Origin of the sequence: Pseudoduganella rhizocola (genome assembly GCF_045984285.3) — a bacterium.
Lineage (GTDB): Bacteria > Pseudomonadota > Gammaproteobacteria > Burkholderiales > Burkholderiaceae_D > Rugamonas.
Window position 1 is genome coordinate 423184 of sequence record NZ_JBJQIK030000004.1, and the last position, 18149, is coordinate 441332.

The 18149-nt window shown below is 64.5% G+C and carries 16 protein-coding genes; 6 read left to right on the plus strand and 10 right to left on the minus strand.

Annotated elements, in window-relative coordinates; genetic code table 11:
* Positions 1-6: 6 nt before the first annotated feature.
* The 10 genes from ACJRPG_RS12350 to ACJRPG_RS12395 all read right to left on the minus strand — a co-directional run bounded on the left by ACJRPG_RS12350 (position 7) and on the right by ACJRPG_RS12395 (position 12133).
* Positions 7-2034, minus strand: coding sequence for an acetyl/propionyl/methylcrotonyl-CoA carboxylase subunit alpha (locus ACJRPG_RS12350; RefSeq protein ID WP_408000381.1), 2028 nt, complete (start codon positions 2032-2034; stop codon positions 7-9).
* Positions 2035-2080: 46 nt separating this feature from the next.
* Entirely contained in the window at positions 2081-3127 is a 1047-nt protein-coding gene (gene bioB / locus ACJRPG_RS12355; protein WP_408000382.1) for a biotin synthase BioB, read from the minus strand.
* Positions 3128-3143: 16 nt separating this feature from the next.
* Entirely contained in the window at positions 3144-3917 is a 774-nt protein-coding gene (gene bioD, locus ACJRPG_RS12360) for a dethiobiotin synthase (protein ID WP_408000383.1), read from the minus strand.
* Complete coding sequence (gene bioF / locus ACJRPG_RS12365) at positions 3907-5103, minus strand: 8-amino-7-oxononanoate synthase (RefSeq protein WP_408000506.1); 1197 nt, start codon at positions 5101-5103, stop codon at positions 3907-3909. Before bioF ends, bioD begins: the two co-directional genes overlap by 11 nt.
* Positions 5103-6437 (minus strand): adenosylmethionine--8-amino-7-oxononanoate transaminase, encoded by a 1335-nt coding sequence (gene bioA / locus ACJRPG_RS12370; protein WP_408000384.1) that lies wholly within the window; start codon positions 6435-6437, stop codon positions 5103-5105. The genes bioF and bioA overlap by 1 nt, the downstream gene beginning before the upstream one ends.
* A 10-nt stretch (positions 6438-6447) precedes the next feature.
* A complete protein-coding gene (locus tag ACJRPG_RS12375; RefSeq protein WP_408000385.1) occupies positions 6448-7233 on the minus strand; it encodes an enoyl-CoA hydratase/isomerase family protein in 786 nt (261 codons plus the stop codon).
* A gap of 9 nt (positions 7234-7242) precedes the next feature.
* The gene (locus ACJRPG_RS12380) at positions 7243-8865 is read right to left on the minus strand and encodes a carboxyl transferase domain-containing protein (RefSeq protein WP_408000386.1); all 1623 of its coding nucleotides are present in this window, start codon (positions 8863-8865) and stop codon (positions 7243-7245) included.
* An 18-nt stretch (positions 8866-8883) separates the two neighbouring features.
* Positions 8884-9309 carry a YchJ family protein gene (locus ACJRPG_RS12385; RefSeq protein WP_408000387.1) on the minus strand — a complete coding sequence of 142 codons (426 nt, stop codon included), beginning with the start codon at positions 9307-9309 and terminating at the stop codon, positions 8884-8886.
* Between the two features lie 131 nt (positions 9310-9440).
* A complete protein-coding gene (locus ACJRPG_RS12390; protein WP_408000388.1) occupies positions 9441-10697 on the minus strand; it encodes a D-amino acid dehydrogenase in 1257 nt (418 codons plus the stop codon).
* A 116-nt stretch (positions 10698-10813) separates the two neighbouring features.
* Positions 10814-12133, minus strand: a complete 1320-nt coding sequence (locus tag ACJRPG_RS12395) for a serine hydrolase domain-containing protein (protein ID WP_408000389.1) — start codon at positions 12131-12133, stop codon at positions 10814-10816.
* 201 nt (positions 12134-12334) lie between these two features.
* Here ACJRPG_RS12395 and ACJRPG_RS12400 point away from each other — a divergent pair, with 201 nt between their 5' ends.
* The 6 genes from ACJRPG_RS12400 (at position 12335) to ACJRPG_RS12425 (ending at position 18147) form a co-directional block, all read left to right on the plus strand.
* Positions 12335-12736: a hypothetical protein gene (locus tag ACJRPG_RS12400; protein WP_408000390.1), complete on the plus strand. Its 402-nt coding sequence runs from the start codon at positions 12335-12337 to the stop codon at positions 12734-12736.
* A gap of 167 nt (positions 12737-12903) precedes the next feature.
* The gene (locus ACJRPG_RS12405) at positions 12904-13350 is read left to right on the plus strand and encodes a hypothetical protein (RefSeq protein ID WP_408000391.1); all 447 of its coding nucleotides are present in this window, start codon (positions 12904-12906) and stop codon (positions 13348-13350) included.
* Positions 13351-13452: 102 nt separating this feature from the next.
* Positions 13453-14193, plus strand: a complete 741-nt coding sequence (locus ACJRPG_RS12410) for a GntR family transcriptional regulator (protein ID WP_408000392.1) — start codon at positions 13453-13455, stop codon at positions 14191-14193.
* 97 nt (positions 14194-14290) lie between these two features.
* Complete coding sequence (gene murQ, locus ACJRPG_RS12415; RefSeq protein ID WP_408000393.1) at positions 14291-15178, plus strand: N-acetylmuramic acid 6-phosphate etherase; 888 nt, start codon at positions 14291-14293, stop codon at positions 15176-15178.
* Between the two features lie 49 nt (positions 15179-15227).
* Positions 15228-16493 (plus strand): MFS transporter, encoded by a 1266-nt coding sequence (locus ACJRPG_RS12420; RefSeq protein WP_408000394.1) that lies wholly within the window; start codon positions 15228-15230, stop codon positions 16491-16493.
* 103 nt (positions 16494-16596) lie between these two features.
* Positions 16597-18147, plus strand: coding sequence for a glycoside hydrolase family 10-like protein (locus ACJRPG_RS12425; RefSeq protein ID WP_408000395.1), 1551 nt, complete (start codon positions 16597-16599; stop codon positions 18145-18147).
* The last annotated feature ends 2 nt before the right edge of the window (positions 18148-18149 follow it).

The window sequence follows — 18149 nt, forward strand, 5'->3', positions numbered from 1 at the left end:
GGCCTCTTATGCCGCAGCCTGGAAGGCCAGCAGCGGCGCACCGTCGCTCACTTGGTCGCCCACGGCGTACAGGATGTCTTCCACCACGCCGTCATGCGGCGCAGCGATGGTGTGCTCCATCTTCATCGCCTCCATGATCACCAGCGGCGCGCCCTTCTTCACCTCCTGCCCTCTGGACGCCAGCACGGCCACCACCTTGCCCGGCATCGGCGCCGTCAGGCGGCCGCCTTCCGCTTCGGACTCGCCGGCATGCGCCATCGGATCCTTGTAATGCAGCGGATAGTGCCGCCCGCCCGTGAACACATGCAGCAGCTCGCCGTCGCGGCGTACGGCGCCATGTACCGATGTTTCCCCCAGCTTGATGCTCAGTTCAGCGCCGTTCTGCGACAGCAGCGACACATCGGTATCCATGCCGTTCACATCGATCTGCCAGCCGTGCGGCAGGTAGGTGATGCGCGGTGCGTAATCCTTGCCGTGTTCGTCGCTGAAGGCCAGTGCGCGGGCAAAGCGCGTATTCATGCGCCAGCCGAGGGCGTTGCCCCATGGATCCGACGCATTCGCCGACTGCGCTGCCGACGAGGCCTTTTCGCCTTCGATCAGCGACACGGCGGCCAGGGCCAGCGCTGCAACGGGCACCGCACGCGGGGGCGGGAACAGCGCTTCCTGGTTGCGTTCGATCAGGCCCGTATCCAGGTCTGCATTGGCGAAGGCATCGCCTTCCACCAGGCGCTTGAGGAAAGCGATGTTCGACGCCAGGCCAACGATCTGGTACTGGGACAGGGCCTGCGCCATGCGCGCCAGCGCCTGTTTGCGGTCCGCACCCCACACGATCAGCTTCGCGATCATCGGGTCGTAATACGGCGAAATGGCGTCGCCTTCGCGCACGCCGGAATCCACCCGCACACCGGCTGGATGGCCCGGCACGCCGCCGAGTTCGAAGCTCACGGCTTCGGGCGTCGCCAGATGGCGCAGCGTGCCGATCGACGGCAGGAAGCCCTTCTCGGGGTTTTCGGCATACACGCGCGCTTCGATGGCATGGCCGTGGATGCGCAGCTCGTCCTGGCGTTGCGGCAGCGTCTCGCCGGCAGCAATGCGCAGCTGCCACTCAACGAGGTCGGTGCCGGTGATCATTTCGGTAACGGGGTGCTCCACCTGCAGGCGGGTATTCATCTCCATGAAGTAGAAGCTGCCGTCCTGGTTGGCGATGAATTCCACCGTACCCGCCCCAACGTAGCCCACGGCGCGTGCTGCCGCAACGGCCGCGTCGCCCATCGCCGCGCGGCGCTCGCCGCTCATGCCCGGCGCCGGCGCTTCTTCCAGCACTTTCTGGTGGCGGCGCTGCACCGAGCAGTCGCGTTCAAACAGATAGATGCAGTTGCCGTGCGTGTCGGCGAATACCTGGATCTCGATATGGCGCGGGCGCTGCAGGTACTTCTCGGCCAGCACCTTGTCGTCGCCGAAGGAGCTGATCGCCTCGCGCTTGCAGGAGGCCAGCGCATCCTTGAAGGCTGCGCTGTTCTCCACCACGCGCATGCCCTTGCCGCCGCCGCCGGCCGAGGCCTTGAGCAGTACGGGATAGCCGATGCGGTCCGCTTCTTTCTGCAGGAAATCGGCATCCTGCTGGTCTCCGTGGTAGCCCGGCACCAGCGGCACATTGGCCTTCTCCATCAGCGACTTGGCCGCCGACTTGGAGCCCATGGCGCGCATGGCCGATGCCGGCGGGCCGATAAAGACCAGTCCAGCCGCCTCGCACGCGTCCGCGAACTCCGCGTTCTCGGACAGGAAGCCATAGCCCGGATGGATCGCTTCGGCGCCGGTGGCGAGGGCGATCGCAATGATCTTGTCGCCGCACAGATAGCTTTCCTTCGCTGGCGCTGGTCCGAGCAGCACGGCCTCGTCGCACACGGCAACGTGCTTCGCATTGGCATCGGCCTCCGAATACACGGCAACGGTCTTGATGCCCATGCGGCGCGCAGTAGCGGCAACGCGGCAGGCGATTTCACCACGGTTGGCGATCAGGATTTTCTTGAACATGGTCTCTCTCTATTCAGCTCAGCGGCTGTTTTTTATAGATGGCGGCTTAGCAGCCGCAGGCTTCCTTCTGCACGGATTCCAGCACGGTGCCGCGGGTCTTCAGGCCCAGCTTTTCCAGCAGCGCGCGGTCATCGTTGGCTTCCGGGTTATCGGTGGTCAGCAGCTTGTCGCCGTAGAAGATCGAGTTGGCGCCGGCCATGAAGCACATCGCCTGTACCGCTTCGCCCAGCTCGCGGCGCCCTGCGGACAGGCGCACGCGCGCCTTCGGCATCGTGATGCGGGCAACGGCGATGGTGCGCACGAACTCCAGCGGATCGAGGCGGTCCATGCCATACAGCGGCGTGCCTTCCACCTGCACCAGGTGGTTGATCGGCACCGATTCCGGGTACGGGTTCAGGTTCGCCAGCTGGGCGATCAGGCCGGCGCGCTGGTCGCGCGATTCGCCCATGCCCACGATGCCGCCGCAGCAGACTTTCAGGCCCGCGTTGCGCACGTGGCCCAGCGTGTCGAGGCGGTCCTGGTATTCGCGGGTGGAGATCACGTTGTCGTAGAACTCGGGCGCGGTGTCCAGGTTGTGGTTGTAGTAGTCCAGGCCAGCGGCTTTCAGGCGTTCCGCCTGCTGTTCTTCCAGCATGCCGAGCGTGGCGCAGGTTTCGAGGCCGAGAGCCTTCACTTCGCGCACCATCTCCTCAACCTTGTCCATGTCGCGGTCTTTCGGGCTGCGCCATGCGGCGCCCATGCAGAAGCGGGTGGCGCCGTTGTCCTTGGCCTGGCGCGCTGCTTCCAGCACGGTGTCGAGGCCGAGGATCTTCTTCGCTTCCACGCCGGTGTCGTAGCGCGCGGCCTGAGGGCAGTAGCCGCAGTCCTCTTCGCAGCCGCCGGTCTTGATCGACAGCAGGGTTGCCAGCTCCACGTCGCCGTCAGGGAAATTGGCGCGGTGGGTTTGCTGGGCGCGGAACATCAGTTCATTGAACGGCAACTCGAACAGCGCCAGCACTTCCTCGCGCGGCCAGGTGGCTGCCTCGGGCAGCTTGATCGGTGCGCCGGGGCGGTGCAGGGCAACGGTTTTTGGTTCTTGCAGGGCTTGCGGCATAATTTTCCTTACTCGTTCAAAGTGTGTTGCGGCGCGCCGGCCAGTTCGGCAGGTGCGTAAAGTCCAGGTGCTCGGCAGCGGCTGCCGGCGTGGCGTGCGCCAGGCGCGGCACGCGGCCGAGCAGCGGTGCGGGAATGCGCGCGGCCAGCGCCGCGATATTCTCGTCCGCGAAATTCATTTCCAGTTCCAGCGCATTGGCCACCCAGCCAACCAGCTTGAGCCCGCGCGACTGGATCGCTTCCACCGTCAGCAGCGCATGGTTGATGCAGCCGAGGCGCAGGCCCACCACCAGCACTACCGGCAGGTCCAGCTGCTGCGCGAGGTCGGCCGTGTCGTACTGGTCGTTCAGCGGCACGCGGAAACCGCCCACGCCTTCCACCACCGTCGCGTCGGAAGCGGCGGCGATCTCAAGGTAGGCAGCCAGGATAGGCACCGGGTCAATGGTGATGCCTTCCATTGCCGCGGCGATGTGGGGCGCGGCAGGCTCCTTCAGCATGAAGGGCGTGGTCAGCGAAGGCAGCATGGTTACGTTGCCTGCTTCCGCCAGCTGGTCGGCATCGTCGTTATGCAGGCGGCCGTCGCGTATGACGGCGCCGGCGGCCACGGGCTTCATGCCGCAGGCGCGCACGCCCTGGCAGGTCAGCGCGTGCAGCATGGCCGACGAAATCATGGTTTTGCCGATTTCGGTGTCGGTGCCGGTAACGAAACAGGCGAAGTGCGGCGGCATGCCTGCCGCCACAGCCTGTGTTTGCGTTTCAAGCACGGGAGTAACCGGATCTTCAAGCGCCATGGCAGCTCCTTTCCAGTTCGTTCAATGCGTTGATCAGTTGCGCCACGTCCTGCGCCGTATGGCTGGCGGACAGCGTGGCGCGCAGCCGCGCGGTGCCGGCAGGGACGGTTGGCGGGCGGATGCCGCCCACCCAGATGCCCTGTTCGTACAGCGCCGCTGCCATTTTCATTGTTTCCTCGTTCTCGCCGATCACCACCGGCTGGATCGCAGTGGACGAAGGCAGGCGCTGCCAGCGTTTCAGGCGCAGGCCATCCTGCCATTGTGCCACCAAAGCGTTGAGATGCGCCCGGCGCTCATGGCCTTCATCGCCGCTGATGATATCGAGGCTGGTCAGCAGGGCGTGCGCCAGTGCGGGCGGGGCTGCGGTGGTGAAGATGTAAGGGCGTGCGCGCTGGATCAGCGTTTCAATGACGGTACTGTGCGCCGCAACGAAGGCGCCGCCCACGCCCGCCGCCTTGCCCAGCGTGCCAACGTAGACGAGGTAAGGCGATTTCAGCGCAAAGTGCTCCAGTGCGCCGCGGCCGTTCCGGCCCAGCGTGCCGAAACCATGCGCGTCATCGACCACCAGCCAGGCGCCGTGGCGCTCGCACAGCGCCAGCAGGGCAGGCAGCGGCGCGAGGTCGCCGTCCATGCTGAAAACGCTGTCGGTGACGACGATCTTGTTGGTGGCGGTGCTGGCCTCCAGCATGGCGTCCAGCGCGGCGGCATCGGCATGCGGATAAACCTTGAGCGTGGTACGCGCCAGGCGGCCGCCGTCGATCAGGGAGGCGTGGTTCAGGGCCTCGCTGAAGATTTCGGTGTTCTTGTCCGCTACCGCTAGGCCGGTGAGCACGGCGAGGTTCGCCATATAGCCGGTGCAGAAGTACAGTGCGCGCGGATCGATGAGATTCGGGCCGACGAATTCGGCAAGCCGTTCTTCGAGCTGCGCGTGGGCGCGGCTATGGCCGCTGATCAGGTGCGATGCGCCGCTGCCGGTGCCGTACAGCTCCACGCCTTCGTGCATGGCGGCGGCGATGCGCGGATGGGCCGCCAGGCCGAGATAGTCATTGCTGCAGAAGGCCAGCAGCTCGCGGCCGTTCACTTTCACGCGTGGCGCGCACGGCGTTTCCACGTTGCGGCGGCGGCGGATCAGGCTTTTCTCGCGCAGGCCGTCCAGCTGTTGTTCCAGTCGGTTCAGCAGCTCCATCATGCCCCCTTGATTGTCTGCTCGAACACGGCGAGGGTACGGGCCGCGAGGCCTGCAATCTCTTCGTCGTCGAGGATATAGGGCGGCATCAGGTACAGTGTGTTGCCGATGGGGCGCAGCAGCAGTTCGTTCTGCGTGGCGTTCGCGAAGAAGCGGCGCGAGAAGGTGCTGTCCACATCCACTGCGTCGAAAGCCCAGATCATGCCGCGCTGGCGGGCGTTCGTGATGCGTGCGTGTTCCGCCAGCGGCTGCAGCGCGGCCGTCAGCTTCGCGGCGCGTTCGCGGTTCGCTGCAAGCACATTGTCCTGCGCGAAAATATCGAGCGTGGCCAGCGCTGCGCGGCAGGCCAGCGGGTTGCCGGTGTACGAATGCGAATGCAGGAAGCCGCGCCGCACGTCCGTGCTATAGAAAGCCTGGTAGATCTCCTCGCGCGTCAGCACCAGCGACAGAGGCAGATAGCCGCCGCTGATGCCCTTGGAGAGGCAGACGAAGTCGGGCCAGATGCCGGCCTGCTCACTGGCGAAGAAAGTGCCGGTGCGCCCGCAGCCGACCGCAATCTCGTCCAGGATCATATGTACAGAGTGTCGGTCGCACAGCTCGCGTACCAGCTTCAGGTAGAGCGGGTCGTGCATCGCCATGCCGGTGGCACACTGTACCAGCGGCTCGATAATGATGGCGGCAATCTGGCCGGCGCGGTCCTCGAACAGGCGCTGCACATCGGCCGCCGCACGGCGCGCCACGTCTTCCGCACTTTCGCCCGGGGCGGCCTGGCGCGCATCCGGCGACATCACGATGCGCGAGGTGCGCAGCAGCGGGCCGTAGGCGTCCTTGAACAGCGCCACATCGGTCACGGCCAGCGCGCCGATTGTCTCGCCGTGGTAGCTGCCCTGCAGGCAGACGAATTCCTGCTTCTCGCTGCGGCCACTGTTGCGCCATGCATGGAAGCTCATCTTGAGCGCGATTTCAACGGCAGAAGCGCCGTCCGAAGCATAGAAGGCGTGGCCCAGCTGGTGCTGCGTCAGCGCCGACAGGCGTTCGGACAACTCGATCACCGGCGTATGCGTAAAGCCCGCCAGCATCGCGTGTTCCAGTGTATCCAGCTGGTCCTTCAGGGCAGCGTTGATGCGCGGATTCGCATGGCCGAACAGGTTCACCCACCACGAGCTGATGGCGTCGAGATAGCGCTTGCCATCGTGGTCGTACAGCCAGGCGCCGCGGCCATGGCTGACAGGGATCAGCGGCACCGTTTCGTGGTGCTGCATCTGGGTGCACGGGTGCCACACGCTGCGCAGGCTGCGTGCGACCCAGTCGGTATTGTGATTCGAATCCTGCAAAACTACTCCGTCAGTTCAGCCAGTTCGGCTTGCGCTTCTCAAGGAAGGACTGTACGCCTTCGCGTCCTTGCTCCGAAGCGCGGATATTGGCAATGCGCTGTGCCGTATCGGCCAGCAGTTCATCGATGACCGGGCGGTCCACCACATCGCGCACCAGCGCCTTCGCTTCTTTCACCGCATTGGGGCTGTTCCCCAGCAGTGATTTCACGATCTCGGCGACTTTCGCATCGAGGGCATCGGCAGCCGCCACTTCATGCACGAAGCCGACGCGGTGCGCTTCGGCTGCGCTGAATCGTTCGGCAGTGAGGAAATAGCGACGCGCCGCATTCTCGCCCATGGCCTTGATCACATACGGCGAAATGGTGGCCGGGATCAGGCCCAGCTTCACCTCGCTCAGGCAAAAATTCGCTTCCTGCACCGCCACCGCGATATCGCAGGCCGCCACCAGGCCCATGCCGCCTGCGTAGCAGTCGCCCTGCACCTTCGCCACCACGGGTTTCGGGCACAGGTAAATGGTGCGCAGCATCTGCGCCAGCTGCATGGCGTCGGCCTGGTTCTCGCTGTACGAGTAGCCCGCCATTTTTTTCATCCAGTTCAGGTCCGCGCCCGCGCAGAACGCGGGGCCGTTCGCGGCCAGCACAATCGCGCGCACCAGCTCATTGCGGCCCAGTTCATCGAAAGCGCTGGCGATTTCGTTGATGGTCTGCTCATTGAAGGAATTGCGCACATCGGGGCGGTTCAGCGTGACGGTAGCCAGCTTGTCCGCGATGGAAATGGTCAGGGTCTGGTAATCCATGGCCGCTCCTTACATGCGGAAGACGCCGAACTTCGTGTCCGGAATCTCTGCGTTGAAGGCGGCGGAAAGGCCCAGGCCCAGCACCATGCGCGTATCTGCCGGATCGATGATGCCGTCGTCCCACAAACGCGCACTCGCGTAATACGGGTGGCCCTGTTCTTCGTACTGCTCCTTGATCGGCTGCTTGAACGCGGCTTCTTCCTCCGCGCTCCACTGGCCGCCCTTGCCTTCAATGCCGTCGCGCTTCACGGTCGCCAGCACGGACGCGGCCTGTTCGCCACCCATCACGGAGATGCGCGCGTTTGGCCACATCCACAGGAAGCGCGGCGAATAGGCGCGGCCGCACATGCCGTAGTTGCCGGCGCCGAAGGAACCGCCGATGATGACGGTGAACTTGGGCACGGAAGCGGTAGCAACCGCCGTTACCATCTTCGCGCCATTGCGCGCAATGCCTTCGTTTTCGTACTTGCGGCCCACCATGAAGCCGGTAATGTTCTGCAGGAAGACCAGCGGGATCTTGCGCTGGCAGCACAACTCAATGAAGTGGGTGCCCTTCAGCGCGGACTCCGAGAACAGGATGCCGTTGTTGGCGATGATGCCCACTTTCATGCCGTAGATATGGGCGAAGCCGCACACCAGCGTGGTGCCGTAGCGTGCCTTGAATTCATCGAACTCGCTGCCGTCCACGATGCGCGCAATGACTTCGCGGATATCGAAAGGCTTGCGGGTATCGACCGGAATCACGCCATACAGCTCTTCCGGCGCGTATTTCGGCTCCACCGCTTCGCGCACAGGCGCCTGCTGGGGCTTGCGGCGGTTCAGGTTGGACACGATGGTGCGCGCCATCGACAGCGCATGCGTATCGTTCTGCGCCAGGTGGTCCGCCACGCCGGACAGGCGCGTATGCACATCGCCGCCGCCCAGGTCTTCGGCCGACACCACCTCGCCGGTGGCCGCCTTCACCAGCGGCGGGCCGCCGAGGAAGATCGTGCCCTGCTCCTTCACGATGATGGATTCATCGCTCATGGCCGGCACATAAGCGCCGCCGGCCGTGCAGGAGCCCATCACGACGGCGATCTGCGGAATGCCGCGCGCCGACATATTGGCCTGGTTATAGAAGATGCGGCCGAAGTGGTCCCGGTCCGGGAACACGTCGTCCTGGTTCGGCAGGTTGGCGCCGCCCGAGTCCACGAGATAAATGCAGGGGAGATTGTTCTGCTCGGCGATTTCCTGCGCGCGCAGGTGCTTCTTCACCGTCATCGGATAATAAGTGCCGCCCTTCACGGTGGCGTCGTTACAGACGATCACGCATTCCTGGCCGGCCACGCGGCCAATGCCGGTGATAACGCCGGCAGATGGCGCAGCGTCGTTGCCGTTCGCTTCCTTGTACATGCCGTAAGCGGCCAGCTGGGACAGTTCGAGGAAAGGCGTGCCCGGATCAAGCAGCATCTGCACCCGGTCGCGCGGCAGCAGCTTGCCGCGTGCCACATGCTTGGCGCTGGCCGCTTCGCCGCCGCCCTCGGCCACCTTGGCGACCTTGGCGCGCAGGTCATCGACGATGGCTTGCATGGCGGCCGCATTGGCCTTGAAATCATCACTGCGGGGATTGAGCTTGCTATCGATCTGCGGCATGGGCGTGTCTCTCTGGTTTTATTCTGGGAACTGTCCGTCCACGTAGAACCAGCGCTGGACGCCGAGATCATCGGCCTCGCGCAGGAAACGGCTTACCTCGTGCAGGCGCTGCCCCTTGCCGCCAATGCGGAAGCGGGCCACGAACTCCACGAAATCCTCGCCTTCGGTTACTTTACGTTGACGTAAACGTAAAGCAGATTTTACCTCAAGTCCAAGCCACTGCAAGGCCTCATTGCGGTCCACGATTTTGTCCGTGGGACGGGTGCTGCGGTGCCAGGTGGCGAGCAGGTAGGGCTCATTGCCCTGCACATAGGCGGTGTAGCGTGAGCGCATCAGCTGTTCGGCCGTCTCGGGCACCCTTTCGCCGCTGATAAATGGACCGCAGCAGGTCTCGAGCGCCGGGCCGCCGCAAGGGCAGCCCTGCTGATTTTTTGACTTGGACATGGCAAGGCGACATCAGGAAAGCCGCCATTATCCGTCATTCCGAGAATTAAGTTGGGGACGGACGGGGACGCCGAGTCCCTAATTATACGAATCGTATAATCCGGGACTCGGCGTCCCCGTCCGTCCCCAATTTAATGGCGGTAGGCCAGGCAGTCGAGGGCGAAGGGGGCGCCTTTGCCGGTCATGAGGTCGGCCAGGATGCTTGCCGTGCCGCAGGCGAAGGTGAAGCCGAGCGGGCCGTGGCCGACGTTCAGCCACAGGTTGGGATACTGGGTGGCGCCGATGATCGGCGCGCTGTTCGGCGTCGCGGGACGCAAACCGGCCCACGGTTCGGCCTGGCCGTAGTCGGCCGCCGTCGGCATGGTTTCCTGTGCCAGGCGGGTCAGGCCGGCAATGCGGCGCGGGTCGATCGAGGTGTCCTCCCCCACCATGTCCACCATGGCCGCCACGCGCAGTTTGTCGCCGATGCGGGCATACAGGGTCTTGCGTTCGAAGTCGGTCACGCTGATTTCCGGCGCCGTGTGTTCGGCGCGGATCGGCGCGGTCAGGCTGTAGCCTTTCAGCGGATACAGCGGCAGCGTGATGTCGCAGGTTTCGGCCAGGGTGCGGCTCTGGATGCCCGCCGCCAGCACGAACTGGTCGCCGCCCACCCAGCCGGTGTCGGTGTGTACGGCGGTGATGCGGCCTTTCTCGGCGAAGATCACCTGGGCATCGGCATGCACGAAGCCCTGGAAGCGGGGATGGGCGCGCAGGCGCTGCTCCAGCGCCAGGCAGAAAGCGTGGCAGTCGGCCACCGCTTCACCGCTGTTGAAGATGCCGCCGGCGAGAGAAGGCGCCAGCGCGGCCAGCGCCGGTTCCATGGCCGCCGTTTCGGCGCCGTTCAGCACCTGGCGCTTGCTGGAGGATTCGGGACGGGCCACGGCCGCGTCGAACAGCTTCTTCGTGCGGTAGACCACCAGCTTGCCGGCGTCGCGCCAGGCGAATTCTTCCAGCGGCAGCTTGATTTCCAGCTGGGCCATGGACTTGCGGCTCAGCTCGCCGAGTTCCAGCAGCTTGGCCGTGGTGCGGCGGTTGTCTTCCGCATTGCAGTTGGCGAGGAATTGCATCAGCCAGCGCCACTGGCGCGGGTCGGCTTCCGGTTTGAAGCGCAGCGGGCCGTCTTCCTGGAACATCCATTGCAGCGCCTTGAGCGGCACGCCGCTGTCGGCCAGCGGCGCCACATAGCGGTAGCTGAGCTGGCCGCCATTGCGGAAACTGGCGGCGCTGCCGACCGTTTTCGCACGCTCCAGCACGGTAACGCGATAGCCGGCTTCCAGCAGCCACCAGGCCGAAGTCAGTCCCACTACGCCGCCACCAATCACTACTACTTGCTGTGCTTCTTGCTGCATTACGCCTCGCTTGGGTCCCACCGGAACCGGTTTCACTCGATAGAACAGCTTAAGAGAGAGCTTGTCATGGACGCCAATGAATCGTCGTCTACGGCATATAACCTTTGGTCATGTCTCTAATCGGTCTTGCCGAGAATGGCTCTCTTATAGAGGGCGCTCAGAATGAGCTCCTCGGCCCGGGTGTGGGCGGAATACTGGCCGGGATTGCTGTCCGGATCGGTGCCGAAGCCGCCGATCAGGCTCACCATGCCGTTGCGCCGGTCGAGATCGACCACGAAGGTGGAAATCAGGCCATAGGCTTCGCCCAGGTGGCCCACCGCGCTGAAGCCGCCGCCCGGCACCAGCCGGTTGCCCACGCCCGGCGCGTCCGGGAAGCGCTGGGTACCCAGGCCCCAGCTGTGGTACAGGCCGTTCAGGGTGTTGCCATTTTTGCCATCGTAGCGCCAGTATTCGCGGAACATGGCGTTCAGCGTGGCCGGCTTCAGGATCTGGCGGCCTTCGTGCTGGCCGCCATTGATCAGCATTAGCATGATCTTGCCCATGTCCGGCGCCGAGATGCGCAGGCCGCCCGTGGGGCTGAACAGGGTGGCGTTGCTGCCGATCACATAATTGGCCAGTCCCGCAGGCGGTACCGGCGCTTTGGCGCCGAAATCATCCACCTGCGGGATCCATGGGCCTTTGGTATCCCAGATTTCCGTGTCCTGGGTGCGGCGGCGGTACAGCGTGGCGGTATCCGCCACCTCGTCCGCACTGAAGCCGGAGGTGTTGTAGCCGCCGCGCAGGCCCAGCGGGGCCAGCAGCAGGCGCTTCATCAGCAGGTCGAAGCGTTCGCCGCTGACTTTCTCCATCACCGTGCCGATCACGCCCCAGGCCAGGTTGCAATAGGTGAAGTAGTCGCCCGCGCCGGCGTTCGACGCCCACATCTCGCCCTTGCCGTAACGCTTGCCGCCCGGCACCAGCACATCCTGCAGCGTGGTGTCGGCGCCCCAGGAGTAGCCGCCATCGTCGCGCAGCGAAGAGGTATGGGTCAGCAGGTGGCGCAGCGTGATCACGCGCTCCGGGAAGTGGGGATTGCGTACCGGGAAGCCCAGGTACTGGCCGATGTCGGCGTCCAGGTCCGCCTTGCCTTCTTCCACCAGGCGCATCAGGCCGAAGGTGGTCATCATTTTGGAGATCGAGGCGATGCGGAACATGGTGGCGGCCGTCACCGGCTCCGGTTTCGCCATTCGGCGCAGCCCGAACTGCTGCTGGTAGCTCACCTTGCCGTCCCGGATCGCCAGCACCGACAGTCCGCTCAGCGGGTGCTGCGGATCGTTCACCACCGCCGCCAGTTCGCGGTCCAGCAGGGCATCGGCCGGGCCGCCCCCCATGGCCATCACGTGGCTCGCGCCGCCCAGCAGCACGGCGCTTACCAGCGCCCGCAGTCGCATTCCCATGCTCTCTCCTGTTTTTATCTTGTGAACCAAGGATAAGGGGGCGTCCTGTCCCCTATCCAATGAAAACTGATTATTCAGGCATAACTTATACCTATGCAATGGTGACAATTCCCAGACATATTGCAGACCAATTGCCTCAAAACAAGACAAATGCTTTTCCTATAATTTCACTCATCCAATCACTTCCATAAAGAGACCGCCATGAACGCAGCCCAGCAACAGCAACAGGAAAACGCCGTCCTCGCCACCTTCCAGCCACGCGAAGGCTGGGAAATGATCGACGCCGTCCAGCATCCTTCCGGTGATACCACCGTGGTGCTGTGCGATGGCTGCGTGATGCGCCTGCTGCGCCTGGACAGCAGCGGCGCCGTTCTCAAGAAATCCGATTTCCGCGATCCGCGCGATACCACGGCCATCTCCTCCCGCGTGCTGCGCGGCGCCGTGCGCCTGCGCGCCATCGGTGAAGCCGTCACCATGGTGCTGCGTGCCAACAGCACCGCCGTCATGGTCTACCGCCTGACCTTCTGCCTCGCCAAGGGCTACAAGAAACTGTGGGGCAGCGTGGTCAAGCCAGGCATGTACCGCGACGCGCTGCGCGCCTGACCGCAAGCACGCTGCAGCAGAACGGGCTGGACCGGGCGGTTCCAGCCCGTTCTGTTTTCTGAACTATTGGTCACTACAATTTCCCTACAAGTGCTTACCAAATGCCGACGGAAGCCTGAAAGATATTTCTTAGAATCAACTCATAGATGATTCATAACGGAGTTGCCATGCACGCCACCAAGCCTTCCCTGTTTTCCCGCCTCAGCGCCGCGCCGTCCGCGCCGCCGTTTACCCCACCGGAAGGCTGGTCCCTGATCGATACCGCCGTCCACCCATCGGGCGAAACGACGGTAGTGCTGGGCAATGGCGAAGTGGTGCGCCTGTTGCGCCTGAACAGCAAGGGCAAGGTGCTGCGCCAGGCCGAGTTCAGCCAGGAAACCGGCCATACCGACCTCACCGGTGAAATCGACGCCGCCGATGCGGTCGATCCAAAACCGCGCCGTTTCCGCGATGCCGTGCGCCTGCGCGCCATCGGCGAGGCCGTCACCATGGTGCTGCGCACCGGCCGCAACGGCGTGCTGGTCTACCGCCTGACGTATTGCGTGGTGCACGGCTACAAGCAGCTGTGGCGCACCCTCGTCAATATGAGCCGCCGCACGGGTTCCTCGCGGTAATCGCATAGCCCTACGTTATGCCTTCCTAGCAACTTTTCATGCAGGCCGGGCGCAGCGCACATTCCGCATCCCTATTACACTAGGCAGCATGGGAGAACAGGAATGAGCCAGAACAGCGTGGAGCCCGGCAGCGAAATTAGCGACAATTCGCCGCTGTACATGCAGATTGCAAGGAAATTGATCGATGACGTCCGCACCGGGCGCTATCAGGTCGATCAGGCCCTGCCGTCCGAACGCACCCTGTCCGAACAGCTCAATGTGTCCCGTGTCACGGCGCGCAAGGCCATCGACCAGCTGGTCGAGCAAGGCCTGGTGGTGCGCCGTCGCGGTTCCGGCAACTATATTGCGCCGCGCATCGAGCAGCCCCTGTCCAACCTGTCCAGTTTCTCGGAACAGCTGCAGCAGCGCGGCTACCAGCCCAGCTCGCGCTGGCTGACGCGCGCGATTGTCACCGCCGGTACCGAAGAACAGCTGAGCCTGGGCCTGTCGCCGAACAGCAAGGTAGCCCGCCTGGAGCGCCTGCGCCTGGCGGACGATATCGTCATGGCCTATGAAGTCAGCGTGCTGCCCTACAACGTGGTGCCGGACCCGGATGCGGTGGGCGATTCCCTTTACCGCTTCCTGGAAGCGAACGGCAAGGCGCCGGCCCGAGCCCTGCAGCATATCCGCGCCATGAACGCCTCCGCCGAGCTGGCCCGCCAGCTGGACGTGGCCGAAGGCCAGGCGGTGCTCTTCATTACCCGTATCGCTTACCTGGACAGCGGCGAAGCGGTCGAACTCACCCATTCCTACTGCCGCAGCGACCATTACGATTTCGTGGCCGAAATGCGCCGCGGCGCCTGAGCGGCATAACTTTACGGAATGCCTGCGGGCTTACCTTTCATGGGCGGCCTGTGAAATTTGGTATTACACTGGTTTGGTCGTGTCCAGATTATCAAGATTGGCGATGCTAAAAACCGAAACCCCCAGCACGCAGCATGCCCTGCTGGACCAATACCCCGTCACCGAGCTCGTTACCGCCTTCGTTGACGACCAGTTCAATGCCGTGCAGGCCGTGCGTGACGCCACGCCGCGCATTGCCGCCGCTATTACCGCAGCAGTACCGCGCATCGAGGCGGGCGGGCGCCTGATCTATGTGGGCGCCGGCACCTCCGGCCGCCTCGGCGTGCTGGACAGCGTGGAGCTCTATCCCACCTTCTCCTGGCCGCATGAGCGCGCGCTGGCCCTGCTGGCCGGCGGCGAAAAAGCCATGTTCGTGGCCGTGGAAGGCGCCGAGGACGACCGCGAGCAGGGCGCCAGAGACCTGCTCAGCCTGAACCCCACCGCAAACGATGTCGTGCTGCTGCTGGCTGCTTCCGGCGGCACCCCCTATGTGCTGGGGGCGCTGCACGCGGCACGCGAACTGGGCGCCCTCACCATCGGCATCGCCAACAATACGGACGCCCCGGTGGCCAACGAGGCTGAAGTGGGCATCACCCTCGATACCGGCAGCGAAGTGATTTCCGGCAGCACCCGCCTGAAAGCGGGCACCTCGCAGAAGATCGTGCTGAACACCATCTCCAGCGCCATCATGGTGCGGCTGAACAAGGTGTACGGCAACCTGATGGTGGACCTGAAGCCGACCAACGCCAAGCTGTTCGCGCGCACCGTGCGCTTGACCATGCACGCCACCGGCGCTGACGAGGCCGCTGCGCGCAGCACGCTGGAGCAGTGCGGTTATCATGTGAAGGTGGCAGTCGTCGCACTGCTGAGAAAGACCACGGTGCAGCAGGCGGAGACCCTGCTGGCCAGCGCCAGGGGCAGTGTGCGCGGCGCGCTGACGGCCTGAGCGCCCGCGCCGTGCGCATCCTGGCCTCAACCACAACAAAAAGGATGTGATGGAACGAGCGCCGCAACGCAATCCCTGGGTCTGGATTCCGACCCTGTATTTTGGCCAGGGTATTCCCTACTTCGCCGTCATGGCGCTGTCGGTGGTGATGTACAAGAACATCGGCATCTCCAACGCGGAGATGGCCTTCTATACCTCCTGGCTCTACCTGCCCTGGGTCATCAAGCCGCTGTGGTCGCCGGTAGTTGAAATGTTCGGCACCAAGCGCGGCTGGACGGTGGCCCTGCAGTTCGTGGTCGGCGTGGCGCTGGCGCTGGTGGCCTTCACCACCCATCTTCCCTCCTTCTTCCAGATGAGCCTGGCCGTGCTGTGGCTGATGGCCTTCGCCTCGGCCACCCACGATATCGCGGCCGACGGCTACTATATGCTGGGCCTGAGCCAGAAGGAGCAGGCCGCCTTCGTCGGCGTGCGCAGCACCTTCTACCGTCTCGCCAATATCGCCGGACAGGGCGGCGCGGTGGCGCTGGCCGGCATCCTGATCGCCCGCACCGGCGACCCGCACCTGGCCTGGGCCGTGGTGTTCGGCGTGCTGGGCGCGGTCTTCGTGCTGCTGTGCGCCTGGCACTTCTTCGTGCTGCCGCGTCCCGCCGAGGACGTGAAAGCGCATGTCGAAGGCAATCCGCTGAAAGAATTCTTCGGCACCTTTGCCTCCTTCTTCAAGCGCGACGGCATCCTCGTCATCATGGGCTTCCTGCTGCTGTTCCGCCTCGGCGAATCGCAGCTGCTGAAAATGGCGGTACCCTTCCTGCTCGATCCGGCCGAAAAAGGCGGCCTGGGTCTCGACAATACCGAGCTGGGCGTGGTCTACGGCACGGTCGGCGTCATCGCGCTGACCCTGGGCGGCCTGCTGGGCGGCGTGCTGATCGCGCGCTTCGGCCTGAAGCGCTGCCTGTGGCCGCTGGCTTTTGCCTGCCACGTGCCGGGCCTCGTATTCGTCTACCTGTCCACCGTGCTGCCGCAGAATATCGTGCTGATCTCGGCCATGGTGGCGGTGGAACAGTTCGGCTACGGCCTGGGCTTCACCTCCTACCTGATGTTCATGATCATGGTGGCGGACGGGCCGCACAAAACCGCGCACTACGCGATCTGCACCGGCTTCATGGCGCTGGGCATGATGGTGCCGCAGATGGCCAGCGGCCAGATCCAGCAGTGGCTCGGCTACCAGCACTTCTTCATCTGGGCCTGCCTGGCTACGATCCCTGCCTTTGCCATGACGGCACTGGTGAAGATCGATCCGGCATTCGGGCGCAAGTAAGCGGACACAGCGATTACAATGCGGCGCTTCTAACGACAACGGGGACAAATTGGCTTTCAACGCGAAAAAACGGCTCACTCTGAGCGCTGGCGCAGCCGCCGTCATGGCTGCATTGCTGAGTTCCTGCTCCACCACGCCTACCGCCCCGGCGGTGGCGCCGGCCCCGGAGCAGCCGCATTACACCGGTGAGCAGCCGCCTGCCGCGCCGCGTGAATTCCGCGCCGCCTGGGTCTCCACTGTCGCCAATATCGACTGGCCGACCAAGCCCGGCCTGAGCACGGCCAAACAGCAGGCCGAAGCGATTGCCATCCTGGACCGCGCGAAGGCGATGAACCTGAACGCCATCATCCTGCAGGTGCGTCCCAGCGCCGATGCCATCTATCCCTCGACGCTGGAACCGTGGACCGAATACCTGACCGGCCAGCAGGGCAAGGCGCCCTCGCCGGACTGGGATCCGCTGCAGTTCTGGGTGTCGCAGGCCCATGCGCGCGGCCTGGAGCTGCACGCCTGGTTCAATCCTTACCGCGCACGCCATGCGACGGCCAAGTCCGCTTCTTCGCGCGACCATATCTCGGTGGCCAAGCCGCACTTGGTGCGCCAGTACGGCGCTTTCCAGTGGATGGACCCGGCCGAGGAAGAAGCCTCGCAGCAGACCCTGAACGTGATCCTCGACGTGGTGCGCCGCTATGACGTGGACGGCGTGCATATCGACGACTACTTCTATCCCTATCCGATCGAAGCGCCGACCGCCAAGGCAGGCGGCGAAGGCGCGGCCCTGGATGGTGGCGGCGCAAAAGCCGAGCTGGATTTCCCGGACCAGCCCGCCTGGCAGCGTTACCAGCAGGCCGGCGGCAAGCTGGACCGCGCTTCCTGGCGCCGCGAGAATGTGGACAAGCTGATCGAGGCGATCTACACCAATGTGCACCGCGAGAAATCCTGGGTGCGTTTCGGCATCAGCCCCTTCGGCATCGGCCGTCCGGACCGCCGCCCGCCCGGCGTGACCGGCTTCAGCCAGTACGACAAGCTGTATGCGGACGCCGAACTGTGGCTGGAAAAAGGCTGGCTCGACTATTTCGTGCCCCAGCTGTACTGGCCCATCGCCATGAAGACCCAGTCCTTCCCGGTGCTGATGGATTACTGGCTCACGCAGAACCCGAAAGGCCGCCATATCTGGCCGGGCCTCTTCACCAGCCGCACCAACGACGGCTCGCCGAAAGCCTTCGGCCCGGACGAGGTGATGCAGCAGGTCGACCTGATGCGCCAGCGTCCCGCCGTCACCGGCCATGTGCACTTCAGCATGATCTCGCTGATGCAGGACCGTAACGGCTTCGGCAAGCGCCTGGCCGCCACCCGCTATCCGAGCGCTGCCCTGGTCCCGGCCACGCCGTGGCTGGGCAGCGAAGCGCCGGCGGCGCCCGCGGTGACGCTGAAGCGCGGCGGCAGCGGCCTGGCGGTTACGCTCGCGCCCGTGAAAAACGCGGTACAGTATGCCGTGTGGGCGCGCTACGGCGATGAGTGGCATTTCACCGTGGCTTCCGGCGCCAGCAAGGAAATCATCCTGGCGGACGTGGACGGCAAGCCGGCCCACGCCGTCGTGATCTCGGCGGTGGACCGTCTCGGCAACGAAAGCGCGCGCACCGCCGCCAAACTGTAATC

What these genes read in the sequence shown, in the direction of transcription:
- ACJRPG_RS12390 (WP_408000388.1), bottom strand. Translation starts at nt 10,697, where the DNA reads ATGCAGCAAGAAGCACAGCAAGTAGTAGTGATTGGTGGCGGCGTAGTG.
- bioD (WP_408000383.1), bottom strand. Translation starts at nt 3,917, where the DNA reads ATGGCGCTTGAAGATCCGGTTACTCCCGTGCTTGAAACGCAAACACAG.
- ACJRPG_RS12375 (WP_408000385.1), bottom strand. Translation starts at nt 7,233, where the DNA reads ATGGATTACCAGACCCTGACCATTTCCATCGCGGACAAGCTGGCTACC.
- bioB (WP_408000382.1), bottom strand. Translation starts at nt 3,127, where the DNA reads ATGCCGCAAGCCCTGCAAGAACCAAAAACCGTTGCCCTGCACCGCCCC.
- ACJRPG_RS12425 (WP_408000395.1), top strand. Translation starts at nt 16,597, where the DNA reads ATGGCTGCATTGCTGAGTTCCTGCTCCACCACGCCTACCGCCCCGGCG.
- ACJRPG_RS12400 (WP_408000390.1), top strand. Translation starts at nt 12,335, where the DNA reads ATGAACGCAGCCCAGCAACAGCAACAGGAAAACGCCGTCCTCGCCACC.
- ACJRPG_RS12410 (WP_408000392.1), top strand. Translation starts at nt 13,453, where the DNA reads ATGAGCCAGAACAGCGTGGAGCCCGGCAGCGAAATTAGCGACAATTCG.
- ACJRPG_RS12420 (WP_408000394.1), top strand. Translation starts at nt 15,228, where the DNA reads ATGGAACGAGCGCCGCAACGCAATCCCTGGGTCTGGATTCCGACCCTG.
- bioF (WP_408000506.1), bottom strand. Translation starts at nt 5,103, where the DNA reads ATGGAGCTGCTGAACCGACTGGAACAACAGCTGGACGGCCTGCGCGAG.
- ACJRPG_RS12380 (WP_408000386.1), bottom strand. Translation starts at nt 8,865, where the DNA reads ATGCCGCAGATCGATAGCAAGCTCAATCCCCGCAGTGATGATTTCAAG.
- ACJRPG_RS12350 (WP_408000381.1), bottom strand. Translation starts at nt 2,034, where the DNA reads ATGTTCAAGAAAATCCTGATCGCCAACCGTGGTGAAATCGCCTGCCGC.
- ACJRPG_RS12395 (WP_408000389.1), bottom strand. Translation starts at nt 12,133, where the DNA reads ATGGGAATGCGACTGCGGGCGCTGGTAAGCGCCGTGCTGCTGGGCGGC.
- ACJRPG_RS12405 (WP_408000391.1), top strand. Translation starts at nt 12,904, where the DNA reads ATGCACGCCACCAAGCCTTCCCTGTTTTCCCGCCTCAGCGCCGCGCCG.
- ACJRPG_RS12385 (WP_408000387.1), bottom strand. Translation starts at nt 9,309, where the DNA reads ATGTCCAAGTCAAAAAATCAGCAGGGCTGCCCTTGCGGCGGCCCGGCG.